Origin of the sequence: Oribacterium sp. oral taxon 102 (assembly GCF_013394775.1) — a bacterium.
In the GTDB taxonomy this organism is placed as follows: domain Bacteria; phylum Bacillota; class Clostridia; order Lachnospirales; family Lachnospiraceae; genus Oribacterium.
Genome location: NZ_JABXYT010000001.1, coordinates 2,230,378 through 2,248,871 on the forward strand (window position 1 = coordinate 2,230,378; position 18,494 = coordinate 2,248,871).

Annotated in this window: 19 protein-coding genes and 1 other annotated feature; of the genes, 1 reads left to right on the plus strand and 18 read right to left on the minus strand. The window is 58.3% G+C overall.

Annotated elements, in window-relative coordinates; all coding sequences use genetic code 11:
- Positions 1-129: 129 nt before the first annotated feature.
- Positions 130-264 (minus strand) — a sequence feature (ribosomal protein L10 leader region).
- Positions 265-351: 87 nt separating this feature from the next.
- The 5 genes from rplA to rpmG all read right to left on the minus strand — a co-directional run bounded on the left by rplA (position 352) and on the right by rpmG (position 2,494).
- A complete protein-coding gene (gene rplA, locus HW273_RS09925) occupies positions 352-1,044 on the minus strand; it encodes a 50S ribosomal protein L1 (protein WP_179011980.1) in 693 nt (230 codons plus the stop codon).
- 20 nt (positions 1,045-1,064) lie between these two features.
- Positions 1,065-1,490: a 50S ribosomal protein L11 gene (gene rplK / locus HW273_RS09930; RefSeq protein ID WP_179011982.1), complete on the minus strand. Its 426-nt coding sequence runs from the start codon at positions 1,488-1,490 to the stop codon at positions 1,065-1,067.
- A 115-nt stretch (positions 1,491-1,605) separates the two neighbouring features.
- Positions 1,606-2,136 carry a transcription termination/antitermination protein NusG gene (gene nusG / locus HW273_RS09935; protein ID WP_179011984.1) on the minus strand — a complete coding sequence of 177 codons (531 nt, stop codon included), beginning with the start codon at positions 2,134-2,136 and terminating at the stop codon, positions 1,606-1,608.
- 11 nt (positions 2,137-2,147) lie between these two features.
- On the minus strand, positions 2,148-2,345 hold the full coding sequence (gene secE, locus HW273_RS09940) for a preprotein translocase subunit SecE (RefSeq protein ID WP_179011986.1): 198 nt from the start codon (positions 2,343-2,345) through the stop codon (positions 2,148-2,150).
- Positions 2,345-2,494: a 50S ribosomal protein L33 gene (gene rpmG / locus HW273_RS09945; RefSeq protein ID WP_179011988.1), complete on the minus strand. Its 150-nt coding sequence runs from the start codon at positions 2,492-2,494 to the stop codon at positions 2,345-2,347. The genes secE and rpmG overlap by 1 nt, the downstream gene beginning before the upstream one ends.
- Positions 2,495-2,751: 257 nt before the next feature.
- Between rpmG and HW273_RS09950 the strand changes: the two genes are divergently transcribed.
- Positions 2,752-3,666 carry a LysR family transcriptional regulator gene (locus tag HW273_RS09950; protein WP_179011989.1) on the plus strand — a complete coding sequence of 305 codons (915 nt, stop codon included), beginning with the start codon at positions 2,752-2,754 and terminating at the stop codon, positions 3,664-3,666.
- Positions 3,667-3,669: 3 nt separating this feature from the next.
- On the opposite strand, the gene HW273_RS09955 is transcribed toward HW273_RS09950, so the two are convergent.
- The 13 genes from HW273_RS09955 to HW273_RS10015 form a co-directional block, all read right to left on the minus strand.
- The gene (locus HW273_RS09955; protein WP_243206790.1) at positions 3,670-4,416 is read right to left on the minus strand and encodes a ComF family protein; all 747 of its coding nucleotides are present in this window, start codon (positions 4,414-4,416) and stop codon (positions 3,670-3,672) included.
- Positions 4,417-4,435: 19 nt separating this feature from the next.
- Positions 4,436-6,736: an SF1B family DNA helicase RecD2 gene (recD2, locus tag HW273_RS09960; protein WP_179011991.1), complete on the minus strand. Its 2,301-nt coding sequence runs from the start codon at positions 6,734-6,736 to the stop codon at positions 4,436-4,438.
- Positions 6,737-6,786: 50 nt separating this feature from the next.
- Positions 6,787-7,791, minus strand: coding sequence for a rod shape-determining protein (locus HW273_RS09965; RefSeq protein WP_179011993.1), 1,005 nt, complete (start codon positions 7,789-7,791; stop codon positions 6,787-6,789).
- A gap of 167 nt (positions 7,792-7,958) precedes the next feature.
- Positions 7,959-9,332 (minus strand): sodium-dependent transporter, encoded by a 1,374-nt coding sequence (locus tag HW273_RS09970; RefSeq protein ID WP_179011995.1) that lies wholly within the window; start codon positions 9,330-9,332, stop codon positions 7,959-7,961.
- Positions 9,333-9,548: 216 nt separating this feature from the next.
- Entirely contained in the window at positions 9,549-10,688 is a 1,140-nt protein-coding gene (locus HW273_RS09975) for a cysteine desulfurase family protein (RefSeq protein WP_179011997.1), read from the minus strand.
- The gene (gene moaC / locus HW273_RS09980) at positions 10,685-11,221 is read right to left on the minus strand and encodes a cyclic pyranopterin monophosphate synthase MoaC (protein ID WP_179011999.1); all 537 of its coding nucleotides are present in this window, start codon (positions 11,219-11,221) and stop codon (positions 10,685-10,687) included. The genes HW273_RS09975 and moaC overlap by 4 nt, the downstream gene beginning before the upstream one ends.
- A 52-nt stretch (positions 11,222-11,273) precedes the next feature.
- A complete protein-coding gene (locus HW273_RS09985; protein ID WP_179012001.1) occupies positions 11,274-12,419 on the minus strand; it encodes a sulfate/molybdate ABC transporter ATP-binding protein in 1,146 nt (381 codons plus the stop codon).
- Complete coding sequence (gene modB, locus HW273_RS09990) at positions 12,404-13,102, minus strand: molybdate ABC transporter permease subunit (RefSeq protein ID WP_179012003.1); 699 nt, start codon at positions 13,100-13,102, stop codon at positions 12,404-12,406. The genes HW273_RS09985 and modB overlap by 16 nt, the downstream gene beginning before the upstream one ends.
- Positions 13,103-14,035 (minus strand): molybdate ABC transporter substrate-binding protein, encoded by a 933-nt coding sequence (gene modA / locus HW273_RS09995; RefSeq protein WP_179012005.1) that lies wholly within the window; start codon positions 14,033-14,035, stop codon positions 13,103-13,105.
- Between the two features lie 169 nt (positions 14,036-14,204).
- Positions 14,205-15,128: a molybdenum cofactor synthesis domain-containing protein gene (locus HW273_RS10000; protein ID WP_179012007.1), complete on the minus strand. Its 924-nt coding sequence runs from the start codon at positions 15,126-15,128 to the stop codon at positions 14,205-14,207.
- Between the two features lies 1 nt (position 15,129).
- Positions 15,130-16,119, minus strand: a complete 990-nt coding sequence (gene moaA, locus HW273_RS10005) for a GTP 3',8-cyclase MoaA (protein ID WP_179012008.1) — start codon at positions 16,117-16,119, stop codon at positions 15,130-15,132.
- A gap of 32 nt (positions 16,120-16,151) precedes the next feature.
- Positions 16,152-17,186, minus strand: coding sequence for an XdhC family protein (locus HW273_RS10010; RefSeq protein WP_179012010.1), 1,035 nt, complete (start codon positions 17,184-17,186; stop codon positions 16,152-16,154).
- Positions 17,187-17,195: 9 nt separating this feature from the next.
- Positions 17,196-18,218 carry a molybdopterin-binding protein gene (locus HW273_RS10015; protein ID WP_179012012.1) on the minus strand — a complete coding sequence of 341 codons (1,023 nt, stop codon included), beginning with the start codon at positions 18,216-18,218 and terminating at the stop codon, positions 17,196-17,198.
- Between the last annotated feature and the right edge of the window lie 276 nt (positions 18,219-18,494).

The following is an 18,494-nucleotide window of genomic DNA, read 5'->3' on the forward strand; positions in this document are numbered from 1 at the left end:
TCGTATTATAACCGCGAAATAAGATACAATCGCAAGCGATTGTTCTGAACCGCTTAAAGCTCCTCTCCGGAGGGGCATCACGGGTCTGTGACCCGCGGATGCCCCGTGCGGCTCTCCCCTGAACATAGTTCAGGGACAGAAAAAATCCCATATCCGAAGATATGGGATCTACAAACAAACTCATGTCTGTATCTGTCCTCGGCAGGCGCATCCTCTGTCTTACAATACTTTACCTGCTGTCTTCGGGTTAATACCTGAGACAGGATAGCACAGAGAATGCATAGCTGTCAAGGTTTTTCGTATTTTCAGCGCAAGCTTTCAGCACAGCCTGCACACAGCAGGCCTCGAGGCTTACGCGCCGAACTGGAGCGGATCCAGCTTCACGCCGGGTCCCATGGTGGAGGTCAGGGTAGCGGACTTCATATAGGTCCCCTTCAGGCTGGACGGTCTCGCCTTCACGATCGCCGCCATCAGCGCGTCCAGATTCTGCTTCAGCGCGTCCTCGGTGAAGGAAGCCTTGCCGACCGGAACATGGATGATATTCGCCTTGTCCAGTCTGTACTCTACCTTACCTGCCTTAGTATCTGCGATCGCCTTCGTGACATCCATGGTAACCGTACCGGTCTTCGGGTTCGGCATGAGGCCCTTCGGGCCGAGCAGACGTCCGATCCGTCCGACCACGCCCATCATATCCGGCGTCGCGATCACGACATCATAATCAAACCAGCCATCCTGAATTCTCGGGATGAGCTCCTCTGCTCCTACGAAATCCGCACCGGCTGCAAGTGCTTCGTCAGCCTTTGCGCCCTTTGCGAATACGAGGATCCTGACCTTCTTGCCGGTTCCGGCAGGAAGAACGACGGAGCCGCGAACCTGCTGATCGGCATGTCTGCCGTCACATCCGGTTCTGATGTGGAGCTCCACGGTCTCGTCGAATTTAGCGGTTGCATTCTTCTTTACCAGCTGAATCGCATCAAGCTCTGCGTATCTTGCCTGTCTGTCAACAGTCTTTGCTACTTCAGCATATCTCTTACCAATTTTCATATCAGTTCAGCCTCCTTCAATTACTGTTCTACTGTGACGCCCATGGATCTGCAGGTACCTGCGATCATTGACATAGCAGCCTCAAGAGATGCAGCGTTCAGATCCTTCATCTTGGTCTCTGCAATCTTCTGAAGATCAGCCTTGCTGATGGTTGCAACCTTGTTCTTGTTCGGCTGGCCGGAAGCCTTCTGAAGCTTACAAGCCTTCTTGATCAGAACGGCTGCAGGAGGAGTCTTCGTGATGAAGCTGAAGCTTCTGTCCGCATAAACTGTGATGACAACCGGGATGATCAGATCACCCTCATTGGCTGTTCTCGCATTGAACTCCTTCGTGAATGCAACGATATTTACGCCGTGCTGTCCGAGTGCCGGACCGACGGGGGGTGCTGGGGTTGCTTTACCAGCGGGAATCTGTAACTTGATATAACCTGTAACCTTCTTTGCCATCTTAGGCACCTCCTTGTGGTAATTGCGGGTAAACCCTCCCACGAGCCTGAAATCCTTTCAGGCGGTGGCTATACTGTAATCCTCGGGATCACTCCCGTCGGGTATTACCAATCTGTCATCTCAGCTTCTGAACCTCTCCGTAGGATAACTCTACCGGAGTGTCCCGACCGAACATCTCAACATTGATCGTAACGGTCTTCTTCTGCTCATTGATTTCGATGATCGTACCGATCGTATCCTTCCATGCTCCGGAAGTGACATTCACCGTATCTCCGACCACGAAATCAACCAGTACCTCGGATTCTCTGTAACCAAGGGTGAGAATCTCCTCCTCTGAAAGCGGAACCGGTTTGGATCCCGGACCGACAAAACCGGTCACGCCGCGGGTATTCCGCACGACATACCATGTTTCGTCGTTCATAACCATATTCACCAGCACATAGCCCGGAAACATCTTCTTGTCAGTCTTCTTCTCGACGCCGTTCTTCATCTCAATCACCGGCTGCATCGGAACGCTGACCTCCAGAATCACATCCTGTAATCCGCGATTTTCAATCGTCTTTTCGAGGTCCATCTTTACCTTGTTCTCATAGCCTGAGTAGGTATGCGCCACATACCAGCGAGCCTCTGAATTCTTCTCTGACATTGAAACCACCTTTACTTAAGAATATATCCGAGTCCTGTCTTCATAACGAGGTCGAGAGCAGCAATCAGTCCGCCAATCAGGAAGCTGGCAATGATGACTGCAGCGCTCTGCTTCACAACATCCTGCCTGGTCGGGAAAATAATCTTGTTATATTCCGTCCTTAAGCCCCCGAGGAAGCTCTTGAAAAAGGATGTCTTCTCGTTTTGCATTACTTTGTCTCCTTGTGCAGGGTGTGCTTCTTGCAGAATCTGCAGTACTTGTTCACTTCCATACGATCCGGATGAAGCTTCTTTTCCTTCGTAATAAAGTAGTTCCTCTGCTTACATTCTGTACATGCTAAAATAATCTTTGTACGCACGGCTTTTCACCTCCAATGATTTTAACTTCGCATGACTACGAAATTAATGCAATAAAAAATAGGGCAACGCCCCTAAATACCACTGAACTATACCATGCCACGCCGCCTGCGTCAAGCAGCTTTCCTTGGAGCATAAGGGGAAATTGCGTTTTTCCCATATAATTTTTTTGCATTTCTCTATAAAAAAGTTTATACTATCTACATCAAGAGTATAGTAGCATAGAGAAGGGAATCATCGCAAGGAGAAAGGAATCACTATGGATTTAAAGCGAATCGAAAATATCATCCGAATTGCAGAGGAACGAAATATCACACGCGCAGCGGACAAGCTCTTCCTCTCCCAGCCGGCTCTGAACCTGCAGCTCCTCAATCTGGAAAAGGAGCTCGGCACGAAGCTCTTCTACCGGAGAGGCAACGAATGGTCCATCACCGAGGCCGGCCGCATCTATGTCGAGACCGCCCGCAGGATGCTGGCGCTGAAAAAGGACTGCTATTCCAGAATCTCCGATATCGCGAAGCTGCACAATGAGGAGATCGCCATCGGTGCCTCCGGCATTCAGGGAGACCATATGATGACCTCGATCTATGGGAAATTTCACCGGCAATTCCCGAATGTCAAGCTGCAGCTGAATATCATGAAGGGACTGAAGGCGCAGGAGCTGGTGCGGAACAGCACGATCGATCTCGGCATCATCCTGATGGGCGATAAGCAGAGCTATCATTTGCAGTATGATCTCCTCGCGAGGGTCGAGGTGCTGCTCGCGATCGCCGCGGACAGCCCTTATCTCTCGCATCTCGAGCGGGAGGAGAACGGCGAGGAGGTCATGGATCTCCGTCATCTGCAGGATGTCCCCTTCGTACTCGGCGCGAAGGACTCTACCGAGCGCTATGTCTCCGAGCAGGCGTTCGAGCGGGCAGGCGTCGATGATCCTGCCGTATATATGGAGGCGGAGGGCATCAGCTATCCGATGGCGATGGTCGCCGCCGGAGAGTGCTGCTCCCTGATCGGCGCTTACAACAAACCGGTCATGCCTGTCGGCATCCGCCTCGTCAAGCTGAAGAGCCATCCCATGATGAACGCGCTCGCCGTGAGAAGGAAGGATACGCATCTCTCCGAGCCGATGGAGCTGCTGATCCGGCTCGCGAGGGAATACTGGGAGCAGTTCAGCTGAAGCCTAAGAGCCGTGAGACGAAGCATCGCTTTTGGCGCAGAGGCAGAAGCTGTAGATGCGCTCCGCCCCTGCCGCACGAAGCGCATTCGCACAGCTTTCCATCGTCGCGCCGGTAGTGAGAATATCGTCCACGAGGAGCAGCGCCCGCGCATTCTCCGGGAGCTTGCCCGGGAAGATCGCCGTACGGAGCGCCTGCCGTCTCTGTCCCGCGTCCAGCTCCTTCAGCGCCTGTGTATTCCGCCTCCTGCGAAGTGCCTGCGGGTAAACCGGCAGCCCCAGCCGCCTGCCGATCCCCCTCGCCAGGAGCTCCGCCTGATTGTAGCCCCTCTGTATCCTCCTTTTCCGATGCACCGGTACCGGAACCAGTCCGTCCACCCGCAGCCGCCTGAGCTGCTCTCCCAGCCTCCGCACCGTCTCCTCTGCGTAAAAATCCAGATACTCCCGGCGTCCCTTGTATTTGATATCCGCCATGGAACGCATCGTCTCTTCATTATAGTCCAGAAGCACCAGCCCGTATTCGAAATGAAAGCTGTGCCGCCGGCAGTTCCCGCAGAGCTCCTCTGCGCTGTCTGCGATGCGCCGCCCGCAGCCTCTGCAGCGCGGCTCCGAGACGAAACGGAGGCGGCTGTAGCAGTCCGGACAGATTTTCCGGCTCCGACGGCAGTCCTGCTCTACGATTTCCGCGCAGACCGGGCAACGGCGGGGAAAAACCCATTCCAGCGCCCGCATATACAGCGGCTCTTCCTCCATTCCTTCCTCCTCTCCGGCGTCAAAGCTCCTCGAGCTCTCCGTTTTCCGCGAAATAGTCCAGCATTTCCTCCATGCTCTTTGATTCCGCCTCCTCTTCCCCCGTACCCGAAAGCCGCCTGAGCTGCTCCGCGAGTGCAGAGTAGCGCTTCGCCTCCGATTCATTCCGGCACATCGCCGCAAAAACCTCCGGGCTCCCGACGAGACAGACGCAGCGCTTCGCACGGGTCACCGCCGTATAGAGGAGGTTTCGGTTCATCAGCATTCTGGGGCCCTGATACATCGGCAGGATGACCGCCGGATACTCCGAGCCCTGCGACTTGTGTATCGTAATCGCATAGGCAAGCTCGAGATTCTCACAGTCCTTGAAGGGGTACTCCACGAAGCGCTCCTCATACTGCACGGTCAGCGTCTCCGAGAAACGATTGATCTCTGTGATAATGCCGATATCGCCATTGAAGACGCCCTCGCCCCGCTCCGTCGGAATCCCGTACTTCCCCCGGATCTCCCAGCTCAGATTATAGTCGTTCCGCACCTGCATGACCTTATCGCCGACACGGAATACCGTGCCGCCGATCTCCCGCTCCGCCCTGTCCGGGGTCTTCGGGTTCAGCTGCTCCTGCAGAAGCCGGTTCAGGTTCTCCACGCCGAGCGCGCCCTTTCGCTGCGGAGTCATCACCTGCATGGAGAGCGGCTCTGCCCCGAGGTATTGCGGGAGCTTATCGGTGAGCAGCGCCGTCACAGCGCGAAAAATCTGCTCCGGCCCTGCGCTCCGGATGAAGAGGAAGTCTCTGGATGGCTTGCCGAGATCCACCGGCTGTCCCTCATTGATCCGGTGGGCATTCACGACGATATCCGACTCCATCGCCTGTCGGAAAATGTGCCGGAGCCTTACCGTCGGGAAGACCTCCGCGCGAATCAGGTCGCGGAGCACATTCCCGCAGCCGACCGAGGGAAGCTGATCCGCGTCCCCGACGAGAATCAGCCGCGTCCCCGGCACGATTGCCGAGAGCAGCGAATGCATCAGGAAGAGATCGACCATACTCATTTCATCAATGATGACGACGTCCGCCTCCAGCGGCTGCTCCGCATTTCGCTGGAAATGCCCCTTTGCCGCGCCTCTCTCTCCCTCGCCGTCCTCCGGACGCCCCTGATATTCGAGCATCCGGTGAATGGTCTTCGCCTCCCAGCCGGTTGCCTCCGACATTCGCTTCGCCGCCCGTCCGGTCGGTGCCGCGAGCAGTATCGTCCTGCCCTCTCTCTCGAAGAGCCTGAGGATCGTGCGGATCGTTGTGGTTTTTCCGGTTCCAGGGCCTCCGGTCATGATCAGGAGCCCCGATTCCGCCGCGATACGGACAGCCTGCCGCTGCAGGCTGTCCAGCGTGATCCCTTCCTCCGCAGTGATCTCCTCGATCTCCGCGTCCAGCTGCGCCGGATCTGCCGCGTCCTCACAGTCCTGCAGGCGGAGAAGCTGCGCTGCCGTCTGCAGCTCCGTGTAGTAAACACCTGCCCGATAGACTCTGTCCTCCGAGACCTTCAGCTTCCCACCAAGCTGCAGCGCGGAAAGCTGCCCGCCGAGCTCCGAGATCCGAATCCCCAGCAGCTCCTCCGCCGCGCGTGAGAGGCTCTCCATCGGGAGATAACAGTGTCCGGCGAGCTCCGCCTGCAAAAGCGTATAGAGCAGTCCCGCCTGAATACGAAAATCGGAATCCGCCCCGATACCCGCTCTCCGTGCGATCTCATCGCATTTCTGGAAGCCGATCCCCTCAATGTCCTCGGCAAGGCGGTAGGGATTCTCCCGGATCTGTTCATACATCCGGCTGCCGTAGGATGCGAAGATCTTTCCCGCCAGCCGGACGGAGATGCCGTAGTTCTGCAGAAACATCACCGCGTCCTGCATATCCCGCTTCGCGTTGACTGCCGCCGCGATGTCCATCGCCTTTTTCATGGAGATGCCCTTGATCTCCGCGAGGCGCTCCGGCTCCTCCGCGATGATGCGCATCGTATCCGTCCCGAATTTCTTCAGTATTTTCTCAGCAAAAGAAGGCCCGATACCCTTGATGGCTCCCGAGCCCAAATACCGCTTCACCGCCTCCTCTGTCTTCGGCTCCACCGCCTGATAGCTCTCGATCACGAACTGCTTCCCGTAGATCGGATGCTGCGTCTCATGCCCGGAGGCGCGGATCGTCTCTCCCGCGGAAATCTCCGGAAGCGTCCCCACGAGCGTGCGCTCCTTCCCGTCCGCAACGCCCATCATCACAGTATAGCCGCTCTCCTCGCTCCGGAAGATAATATGGTCAATATAGCCCTCGAACTGCTCCAATCCTACTCCTCCCTCCGGCTGTGCAATCTGCCGCACAGCGCGCCGAGGGCCTACAGATCCTCATCCTCCCCCGCGGTATAATCGATAAACCTGCCGGTTCCGATCGCGACCGCGGTCAGCGGATCCTCTGAGATCACGGTATTGATCCCGGTCTTCTCCTGCATCAGACGATCCAGCCCGTAGAGAAGAGACCCGCCGCCGGTCATCACGATGCCCCTCTCATAGATATCTGCCGCGAGCTCCGGCGGCGTACGCTCCAGCACATTGTGCACGGCGTTCACGATCATCATCGCCGGCTCCAGCAGCGCGTCCAGAATCTCGTCCGCGCTGACGGTCACCGTCTTCGGCAGCGCTGTCACGAGGTTTCTGCCTCGAACATCCATCGTCACATTCTCCGGACGCTTGCTCGCGCAGCCGATATTGATCTTGATGTCCTCCGCGGTACGCTCTCCGATCAGGAGGTTGTGCTTCTTCCGCATATACCGCAGGATCGCCTCATCGAAGTCATCCCCCGCCACCTTGATCGACTCGGAGACCACCGGCCCGTCGAGGGCAATGACGGCAATGTCGGAGGTGCCGCCGCCGATGTCGATAATCATATTGCCCTGCGGCTTCGAAATGTCGATGCCGGCGCCGATCGCTGCAGCAACCGGCTCCTCAATGATGGTCACCTCTCGCGCCCCCGCGTGATATGCCGCGTCCTCCACCGCCTTTTTTTCCACCTCCGTCGCGCCGGACGGGATGCAGACAGAGATGCGCGGCTTCCGAAGCGTCCTCCTGCCCACAGCCTTATTGATGAAGTATTTCAGCATTTTCTCGGTCAATGTGTAGTCCGAGATCACGCCCTGCCGGAGCGGGCGCACTGCCACGATATTCTCCGGCGTCCTGCCGAGCATGAGGCGGGCATCCTCACCGTAGGCGAGCACCTTATTCTGCTCGCGGTTGACCGCTACCACGGACGGCTCCTTGAGTACGACGCCGCGTCCCTTTATATACACCAGAATGCTGGATGTGCCCAGATCGATCCCTATATCATTCGAAATCAATGAAAACATCTTATCCTCCAAATCACAAACAAACGCATTTTAAGTATAGCGGATTCCCTGAAAATTGGAAAGCCCCGATTTCCGCCCGCAGGGTATGTTTCAAACAAAAAGACGCTCCCGATCTTTCGGGAACGTCTCTTCACCTAAGCTCTGGATATAAGGGATTTTCTGTTTTCTCAGATCGAGATCCAGCCCAACACGCTTGCCACTGAGCTGAAGAGAATGATCGCGACGAAGAAGGGGCATAGGTACTTGATCATGAAGTTGAAGACACGGCGGCGGCGGAACTTCGCCCCGTTCTTCATGAGCTCTTCCGCGATCCGGTCCACGCCGATCACACGCACCACCAGAAGGCAGGTTGCCATCGCTGCCAGCGGCATCATGACTGAATTCGTCAGGAAATCGAAGAAATCCAAAAACTGCATCCCGACCACACGCACCATCGCGAGCGGTCCGTAGCCGAGAGCGCTGAGCGTGCCGAGCAGCAGCATGACTGCCGCCACGATAATGCTCGCCTTTTTGCGGCTCCAGCCGAACTCGTCCTCGCAGGTGGATACCGCACTTTCCGAAAGCGCGATCGAGCTGGTCAGTGCCGCGAAAAAAACCAGCAGGAAGAAAATGATGCCCGCGCCGGTTCCGAAGCCCATGCTGGCGAAAATCTTCGGCATGGTGATGAACATCAGGGACGGGCCCGCCTTCAGGACGCCCGGATCGCCGCCGGAAAAAGCAAATACCGCCGGAATGATCATCAGCCCCGCAAGAATTGCGATCATGGTATCGAAGGTCTCCACATTTTCCGTCGCGCTCTCAATGGAGAAGTCATCCTTCATATAAGAGCCGAAGGTCACCAGTATCCCCATCGCGATCGACAGGGAATAGAACATCTGCCCCATAGCCGCCACCACTGTCATCCAGGAGAAGCGGGAGAGATCCGGCACGAGGAAATAGCGAACCCCGGCGAGCGCGCCCGGACGGCTCATCGAGTAAACGGCAATCACTGCCGCCAGTACGACGAGCAACGGCATCATAAAGGAGGATACTCTCTCGATCCCGTTCTGCACGCCCATATAGATGATCCCCATCGTCGTGAGCGCAAAGAGCAGAAACCAGAGCTCCACCGGAAGTCCGGAGCTGATGAAGCCGGAAAAATAGCTGTCCGCCGCCAGCGCCTGTGCCTCTCCGTGGCAGTATGCCACGAGGTATTTCAGCACCCAGCCGCCGATCACCGAATAGTACGGGACGATCAGAAGCGGGATCACGGCGTTCATCCAGCCTCCTGCCCTGAACATCCAGTCCTTTCCGAAATGCCGATAGGCACCGACCGGGCTCTTCTTCGTCATTCTGCCGATCGCACTCTCCGCGACGATCATGGTGTAGCCAAAGGTCAGCACCAGCAGCAGATACACAAGCAGGAAGATCCCGCCGCCATACTTCGCCGCAAGATACGGGAAACGCCAGATATTGCCGAGCCCGACCGCAGAGCCTGCCGCGGACAGGATAAAACCGAGCTTTGAGGAAAAGCTGCTTCGCTTTTTCGAATCGTTGTTCATACTACCTCTCTTATCATGCTTCTGATTCTCATGCGATATACCGCACTGTATCGTCCATACTTCGCTTCATCGCTCAGCAGGGGGATTTATCAGCTCTTAACTCTATCATATCAGCCCCCGGAATGCAAATCAGAAGCAATCGCAGACGATTGCTTCTGATTCACGACCATTCGCTTTCCCAAGCCATGCGAAATCCGACGGCCGGGCAATGCGAAGCTACGATTCCTGCTGCGTGCGGAGTTCCCGTACGATCTCCCGCAGACTGTCCGCTGTGAGATCCGTCTCCTCTCTCGTTGTCTCTCTCCCGAGACTAAGACGCAGACTGCCGTAGGCATCCGCGTGACTGAGCCCGAGTGCACGCAGCACATGACTCGGCTCCAGCGAACCGCTGGAGCACGCCGCACCGGAGCCGGCGCAGATCCCCTGCTGATCCAGCCGGATCAAAAGAGATTCCCCCTCCACGCCGCGGATGCAGAAGTTCACATTGTTCGGGAGGCGTTCCCGACGGTCCCCATTCAGGAAGCAGTCCGGGATTTCCCGCTCGATACGGGCAATGAGGTGATCCCGGAGCACGCTCTCCCGCGCCGCCCGCTCGCTCATATCCGAAAAGGCAAGCTCCGCCGCCCTTGCAAAGCCCGCGATCCCCGCGACATTCTCTGTCCCGGCACGCTTTCCCCGCTCCTGCGCGCCGCCGTGAAGCAGTGCCGGCAGCCGCACGCTGCGGCGCAGATAGAGGAGCCCCACTCCCTTCGGCCCATAGAGCTTGTGCGCACTCGCGGACAGAAGGTCGATGTGCATTCCCTCAATGTCGATCGGAATCTGTCCGAATGCCTGCACCGCATCCGTATGGAAGAGGATGCCGTGCCGATGTGCAATCGTTCCCAGCTCTGCGATAGGCTGCACTGTCCCGATCTCATTGTTTGCCGCCATGATGCTGATCAGGAAGGTGTCCTCCCGAATCTCCCGCTCCAATGTCTCCGGACGCACGAAGCCCCGCCTGTCCACCGGGAGGTAGCTGACGGAAAAGCCCCGCCTCTCGAGATATTTGCAGCTGTTCAATACGGCGTGATGCTCGATAGCGGAGGTGATGATGTGCCCCCCTCCCGCATTCTCCGCAGCGGCAAGCAGCGCCCAGTTGTCCGCCTCCGTCCCGCCCGAGGTGAAATAGAGCTCCATCGGGCGGACGCCGAGCAGAGAGGCGAGCCGCCGCCGGCTGTCCTCCACCGCCTTCCTCGCACGCTGTCCGAACCGATAAATCGAGGAGGCATTGCCGTAGCACTCCGTCAGATAGGGCAGCATCTCCTGAAGTGCCTCACGGGAGAGCGCGGTCGTCGCCGCATTGTCCATATAGATCATCGTCTGTCTCCGTCGAAGAAAAAGTCTCCGCTCTTCCCGCCCTGCTTCTCCACGAGGCGGATCTCTTCCAGCGTCATCCGCTTGTCGATCGCCTTGCACATATCATAGATCGTCAGAAGCGCTGTGGAGACACCGGTCAGCGCCTCCATTTCGACGCCGGTCTGTCCCTCCGTTTTCACCTCGCAGAACGCAGTAATGCAGCGACGCGCTGCATCCGGCTCGAACCAGAGCCGCGCGTTGGAGAGATTCAGAAGATGACACATCGGGATCAGCTCCGCCGTGCGCTTGCAGCCCATGATTCCCGCCACCTGCGCCACCGTCAGCACGTCCCCCTTCCTTACCTTCCGTCCCTCGATCGCCCGGAATACCTCCTCCGAGACCCGGATCCGTCCCATGGCGAGCGCGCGGCGGCACGACGCCGCCTTGCCCGACACATCCACCATCCGCGCATTGCCCTGCGCATCGAAGTGGGTGAATTCCCCCTCTGTCTGCGATGCCGGATGCCTCGCAGCCTCATTCCCAATGCTTTCCATGCCTGCTCTCCCTCTTTCTCACTGCAAAGCCCGCCGCCTGACAGGATCGCCGCTACACACTCTCCTGCAAAAAAAGCAGCTCCCTCTCCGGAAGCTCCAGAAAATCCGGAAGCCCTCTATGATCCAGCTCCTCCCACAGCTCCCGCTGCGCAAACCAGCACAGAGCATTCTCATTCTGTCCGCTGTCCTCCGATCGGGAAGGCTGTGCGGCTTCGTGCGATTCGGACCCGCCGCCCGCGGCCGCCCCCCTCTCCTCATCCTCTGTTTCCGGTTCAAAATAATAGTTTCTCTCGAACGGAAGCTCCGCGATACTGCTGAGCCGGAAGCGAATGCAGTTTTTCCGCCGCTCCCCATAGACCGGCAGGAAGCAGTGCGCGCGGAAGCCGACATGGGAAAGCCGCTCCGGAATCTCCCGCTCCGTATAGAGCGTGATGCCCCAATCGGAAGCAGTGAGCATATGCGCGTCGATTCGCTCCGCTCTGGAAATATTTTTACAGCCGGTCAGCATTGCCGTCGTTTTCGTACCCGGATCCGCGAAGAGCTCCTTCGTCGCCCCCTGCCGGTCTACCCGTCCGTCGGAAATTGTCAGAATCTCCTCGCTGAAGCGATAGAGCTCATCCCTCGAATGCGAAACCATGATAACGATGCCCTCATAGTCCGAGAGCTGCTCCCGAAGCTCCTCCTGCATCCGGTCTCGAAGGTAGATATCCAGCGCAGAGAAGGGCTCGTCCAGCAGGATCGCACCTGGGCGGTATGCCAGGATGCGCGCCAGCGCTACTCTCTGCTGCTGCCCGCCGGAGAGCTCCCTCGGATACCTCCTCCGGAGCCCGGAAAGCCTGCACCGCTCCATAAGCGCCGAGACCCTCCGTTCTCGCTCCGCTCTCCCGAGCTGTCCCAGCCCGCAGGCGATATTCTCCTCTACCGTCATGGTCGGAAAGAGCGCATAGCTCTGAAAAAGATAGCCGACCCGCCGCTTCTGCGCAGGAAGGTTGATCCGCCGCTCCGCATCGAAAAGCAGCCGGTCGTCGAGCAGAATGCTGCCTCGATCCGGCTGCACGATTCCTGCGATGCAGCGAAGACTCATGCTCTTCCCGGAGCCGGAGGCCCCTAAGATGCCGATGCGGCGCGCCTCGGAACGGAAGCGCACATCCAGATGGAAGGAATTCAGCCTTTTTTCTATTTTTACGTCCAGCGGCATCGCTTCCCCCCCTCTCCCACGGACAGCACATTCAGAAGAAAAATCGCCGCGAACGCGATCCCCAGCATAATCAGCACCCATATGCCCGCCGTCTTGTAGTTCTGATCCTGAATAACCATGGCGATACGCTGGGAAATCGTCGCCGTTTTCCCGGGGATGTTTCCCGCCAGCATGCTCGTCGCGCCATACTCGCCCATCGCGCGGGCGAAGCTCAGGATCGTCCCGGCGCGAAGGCCGGGTGAGGCGACCGGCAGGATGATCCGCCAGAAAATCTTCCGCTCCGACATCCCGAGCGTCCGCGCCGCATGAATCAGGTCGACATCGACCAGCTCGAAGGCAGCACGGGCACTCCGGTACATCAGCGGAAGCGTAATGACGGTCGCCGCGATGATGCAGCCGAGCCACGACTGCACCACCTTGATGCCGAACTGCTCATAGAGCAGTATGCCGAGCGGCCGCCGCCGGCTGAACAGCAGCAGAAGAAAGAAGCCTGCCGCGGTAGGCGGGAGCACCATAGGCAGCGTCAGAAGCCCGTCCAGCACCGCCTGCACCGTACCCCGCTGCACCCGCATGATCCGACGCGCCGCATAAATCCCCAGAAAGAAGGACAGCAGAGCGGCGACCGCTCCGGTCTTCACAGAGATCCAGAGCGGACTCCAGTCCAGCGATCGCAGAAAATCCATTTACTTTACCTCAGTACTGAAATTGTAGTGCCGGAATACCGCCTTGGAATCCTCGGAGCATACAAAATCGATGAAGTCCTTCGCTGCGGCAGCCTCCGCCTCGCTCGCCTCGTCATTCTTCACCTGTGCGATCGGATAGATCACATCGCCGGTCAGCTCGTTGCTGACATGCTCGAGGATATCCAGATCTGCCTCATGGCCATAGGTATCAGAGTAATAGCACATGCCGACCTCGCAGGAGCCCTCCGTCACAGCGGCAAGCACCTTCGAAACATTGGACTGCTCGGAGATCTCCACGCCGCCGAGCGCCTCGGAGACCTGCTGCGTCGTGATCTCCGCCGCCTCTGTGCCCTCCGGCAGGATCTCCAGCTTCTGGAGCGCGATTCTCGTATATCTGCCTGCCGGTACGGAACCGTCTGCCAGCGCGATGGACTTCGCGTCCTTAAGCGTCTCGAGTCCCTTGACCTTCGTGCCGCTGTCCTTCCGGCTGACTACAACGAGCTGGTTATTCACTACATTTCTCCGGGTTCCCTCTACGAGGAGATTATCCTTCTCCTCCAACGTATTCATCTGCTTCTGCGCGGCAGAGAAGAATACGTCGCAGGCATAGCCCTCTTCGATCTGGGTCAGCAGCTTTCCGGAGGAATCTGCGTTGATCAGGATCTTCACCTCCGGATGTGCCGCCTCATACTTCTCCGCAAGCTCCGTCATCGCTGCATTCAGAGAGGCTGCCGCAAAGACCTGCAGCTCTGCCTTCTCTCCCTTGCTTTCCGCAGTTGTCTCCGCTACAGCTGTGGTCTCCGCAGCCGTCGTCTCTGCACTCTGCTGTGCTGCCGTCGTCTCCGCGGTCTTCGCCGCGCCGCCGCAGGCTGTAAGCCCGAGCAGCAGAAGTCCTGCAAATACTGCCATACCCTGTCTGATGTTCTTCTTCATCTTTCCTCTCCTTTTCTGCTGCAAGAGTCATCCGGGGAAGCACTGATTAAATCGGCAAAGTTACGTGCCAAGGAACATGCGTCGTGAATAAATCAGTGATTCCCTAACAGCGGCTCCTGTAAGCCATTTGCGCAATTTATGATTCAAGCCGCATCCTTTCGGCGCCGCCTCAATCCGTTTCTGTCCCCCGCAGTATCCCGAGTCCGTGCGGCAGCACCGGGAGCAGGTATCTAAGCTCCTCTCGGCATGCCTTCGGACTCCCCGGCAGATTCACGATGAGCGTGCCGCCGCGGATGCCCGCTGTCTGCCGGCTGAGCATCGCCCTCTCGGTAATATGCAGGCTGTAGGCGCGGAGCGCCTCTCCGATGCCCGGCACCTCCCGCTCGCAGACCTCCTTCGTCGCCTCCGGCGTGAGATCCCGCGGGGAAAATCCGGTGCCGCCCGTCGTGAGGATCAGGCTCAGCTGTCTCTGATCTGCCAGCCGGATGAGCTCCGCAGTGAGCTTCGCCCTGCCGTCCGGCAGCACCAGCCTCTCCCGCACCAGATATCCGTTTTCCCGAAGAAGCGCCTCGATCAGCGGTCCGGACCGGTCGTCATACTCTCCCGCGGATGCCCGATCGGAGAGCGTGATAACCGCCGCCGTGAACGGACGATCCGGTGCTGCCGGAATCAGCTCTACGGGATCTCCGGGACGGACGATGCCGCCCCTTATGACCTCGGCGAAGACACCCTCCCGCGGCATGATGCAGTCTCCCATCTTCTTGAAGATCTCACAATGACTGTGGCACGCCTTCCCGATCTGGCTAAGCTCCAGAAGGCAGTCCCCGATCCGAATGCCGCTTCCCACCGGGATCCGCTTCAGATCGAAGCCCTCCACGACGATATTCTCCCCGAAAGCGCCGAAGTCAACCACTGCCCCTCTCTTTCGGAACGCGTCGATCTGCTCAAAGGCAAGCAGGCTGACCTGACGATGCCATTTCCCGGCGTGCGCGTCCCCCTCTATGCCCCAGCTCTCCCGAAGCCGGATCTCTGCAGCCGCCTTCTTCTGCGTCCCCTTCCGTTCGCTGACGCAGACTGCCAGTACCTTCCCCACTTCAGCCTCCTATCCTTACCATTTCCTTCTCTTCCGTGATCTCTGAAATATGCTCGAAATGATGCGCCTCCGGCTTGCCTGCGACCGCCTCCCGGATCGCTCTTTCGAGTCGGCGCTGCCGTTCTATGTCACCGCTGCTCCCGCCGTCCCGCAGAATCGGCATCAGATCCACACTCTCCCCGTAGCAGAGGCAGGGCTTCAGCTTCCCGACAGAGGTCAGACGGATGCGGTTGCAGGCACCGCAGAATTTCCCATGCATTGCACTGATGAAGCCAATCGTACCCTGAAAGCCCGGAATCCGGATATAGACCGCCGGCCCGTTCCCATGCGTCCGCTCGTCCCATTCCAGTCCGCTATAGCTCTCCCGGAAGCGCTGCAGAAGCTCCTCATTGTAGACCGCCGGAAATTTTCTGCCGTAGCCGATCGGCATCATTTCAATGAAGCGAACGTCCAGCGGACGCGTGCGTGCAAGCTCCGCGAGCGCCCTCCATTCCCCGTCATTCACACCCCTTTGCAGCACCGCATTGAGCTTCACCGGAATGCCCGAAGCGACACTCTCCTCGATTCCCCTCAGTACCCGCGCAAGCTCCGCGTAACCGGTGATCTCTCTGTATTTCTCCGCATCCAGCGTATCCAGGCTGATATTCACCCCGTCTATCCCGGCGGCTCTCAGCGCCGGCAGCTTCTCCGAGAGGAGCAGCCCGTTCGTGGTGAGCGTCACCTGCTCCACGCCCGGGAGCGCCTTCAGCCTGCCGATAAACGCCTCCGCATGGAGACGCACCAGCGGCTCGCCGCCGGTCACCTTGAAACGAGTAATGCCCGCCCGTACCGCCGCCGCCGCAATCTCCAGCAGCTCCTCATAGCTAAGGAGCGCCGGCATCGGCAGCTTGTCCCGAAGTCCCTCCGGCATGCAGTAGCGGCAGCGCAGATTACAGCGATCCGTGATCGACAGGCGCATATAATTGATGCTTCGATTGTATCGATCCCTCATGCTCTCCCAACTCTCCGACGGCACGCCGCCAATCAGACCCGCTCCGCCATGACATCCAGCACGCCGCCGCAGACCATTCCCTCCTCTGCCGCCGCGGAATCCAGCAGATCTACATGGAAAATCGCGAGCCGCTCTTCTCCCAGCAGGAGCTCCTGCCCTCTCTGCACCACCTCCGCCTCGGCGCAGCCGCCGCCGATGGTGCCGATGCAGCGCCGATCCGGCAGCAGCAGCATCTTCGTCCCGATCTCTCTCGGTGCGGAGCCCTTCCGGCGGATGATCGTACAGAGCAGCTTCTGCCCCTCCTCCGCCTCTTCTCCGGCTCCCACAACGCCCTCGACGATCTCCTTCGGATAGCCGAAGGCGCGCCTCCTCCGGTTCTTCACCTGAATGATCTCCGCCATCACGGAAACCGCGATTTCCTCCGGCGTCTCCGCGCCGATGGCGAGTCCGATCGGGGTATAGACACTGTCCAGCAGCGCTCTGTCTATTCCCTCCGCTTCCAGCGCCTCCTTCACGAAACGGACTCTCCGCTTCGAGCCCATCATGCCGATATAGGCATGCGGCTTCGATGTGATCACACGGAGACAGTCCTGATCGTAGCGATGTCCCCTCGTCACAATGATAAAATAGCAGTCCCTGTCGCTCGGAAGTGCCTTAAGCGCCTCCGTGAAATCCTCGCAGAGCACCGTATCCGCGCCCGCCCGCCTCGCATTCTCTGCGAAAACCGGCCGATCCTCGATCACCGTCACCGCGCAGCCCATCAGCTTCCCGATCCGGATCATCGCGATGGAGACGTGTCCCGCACCGCAGATGATCAGACGCTTCTCCCTGCCGAGCAGCTCCGCATAAACCTGCCTGCCGTAAAGCGTAAGGATACCGCTCTCCGAGATCGCCTCGACCTCCTCCCGCCTCTCCTGGAAGAAGCCGCCCGTCTTCTCCGTCCAGAACAGTCTGTGATTGGACAAAAGCGCCTTTTCCCCCGCCTCCTGCCCGTCCAGCAGGGTCAGGACATAGTTCTCTGTATTCGGATTCAGCTCGTCGAGCTCCTTCCAAAATTCTCTCGTCATACGTCCCCCTTATCTCCCGAAGGAACAGTTCGGAAAGGTACAGACCGGGCAGTTCAGGCAAAGCCCGCCCTCTCCGAGCCGGTCGATATCCGCCTTCTCCAGCAGTTCTCCTGCGAGAAGCCGGGGGAGGATCAGGTCGAAGATCGTCCGCTTCGCATACATGACGCAGCCGGGCAGCCCCAGAATCGGAATGCTGCTCTCCCCGTAATAGGCGAGCATGAACATCGCCCCCGGCAGCACCGGCGCGCCGTAGCTCACGACCCGATCCGCCGCGGTTCGGATCGCGAGCGGCGTCCTGTCATCCGGGTCCACCGACATCCCGCCGGTACAGATCACCATATCCGCACCCATAGAGAGAAGCTTCCGGATCGCCGCGGCCTCCATCTCCGTATCGTCGGAGCAAAGCTCATGCCCGATGATTTCCGTGTCAAACTCTGAGAGCTTCTGCCGGATCACCGGTGTGAAGGTATCCTCGATTCTGTGGTAGTAAACCTCATTGCCTGTTGTCACGATCCCGATCTTCCGACGCTGAAACGGCAGCAGCCGGAGGATCGGCGCGCCTGCCGCGGCCTCCCGCGCCCGTTCCATTTTTTCCTTTTCAATGATAAGCGGGATCACCCTCGTCCCCGCGAGCTTGTCTCCCTTTTTTACCGGGAAATCTCCGTGTCTTGTCGCGATCATCATCTCTCCGAGGGCATTTACGGCGCGAAGACGCGCGCGGTCGATCTTCAGTACGCCGTCGCAGTCCGCGATCAGCTCGACCTTCCCCTCCCTGATCTCCGAGGGGTGCATATTTTCGCCTGCACAGAGCGCATAGAGCAGCCCCGCCGCCTCGTCCTCGTGCAGCATATCCTCATTGACCTCCCAGATATAGATGTGATCCTTGCCGACCGAGAGCAGAACCGGCACATCCTCCTCCCGAATGATGTGTCCCTTCCGGAATACCGGCCCCTTCTTCACATCCTTGATGATCTGGGTAATGTCGTGACAGAGCATCTGCCCTACCGCATCCTCCGTGCGCATCAGCTTCATAAACTCTCCCTCATTTCTCCTGACAAAGACTCATACCTGCCGCACCGCTGAAAATTCCGACAGGGGGATTTATAGTATCATCCCACTTTTTATAGATATTATACTATTTAAGGCAATAAAATGCACTGATTTTTTTTTATATTTCAAAAATCATTTTAGGTTCACAGGAATAGTCCGTATCTCTTCAGGAATTGTCCGCTCCGGAAAATCCCCTGCAGGGGAGAACTACCCCTGTGGAATGCCAGTGTGCTCTATATAAAGGGGACTGCCGAAGCA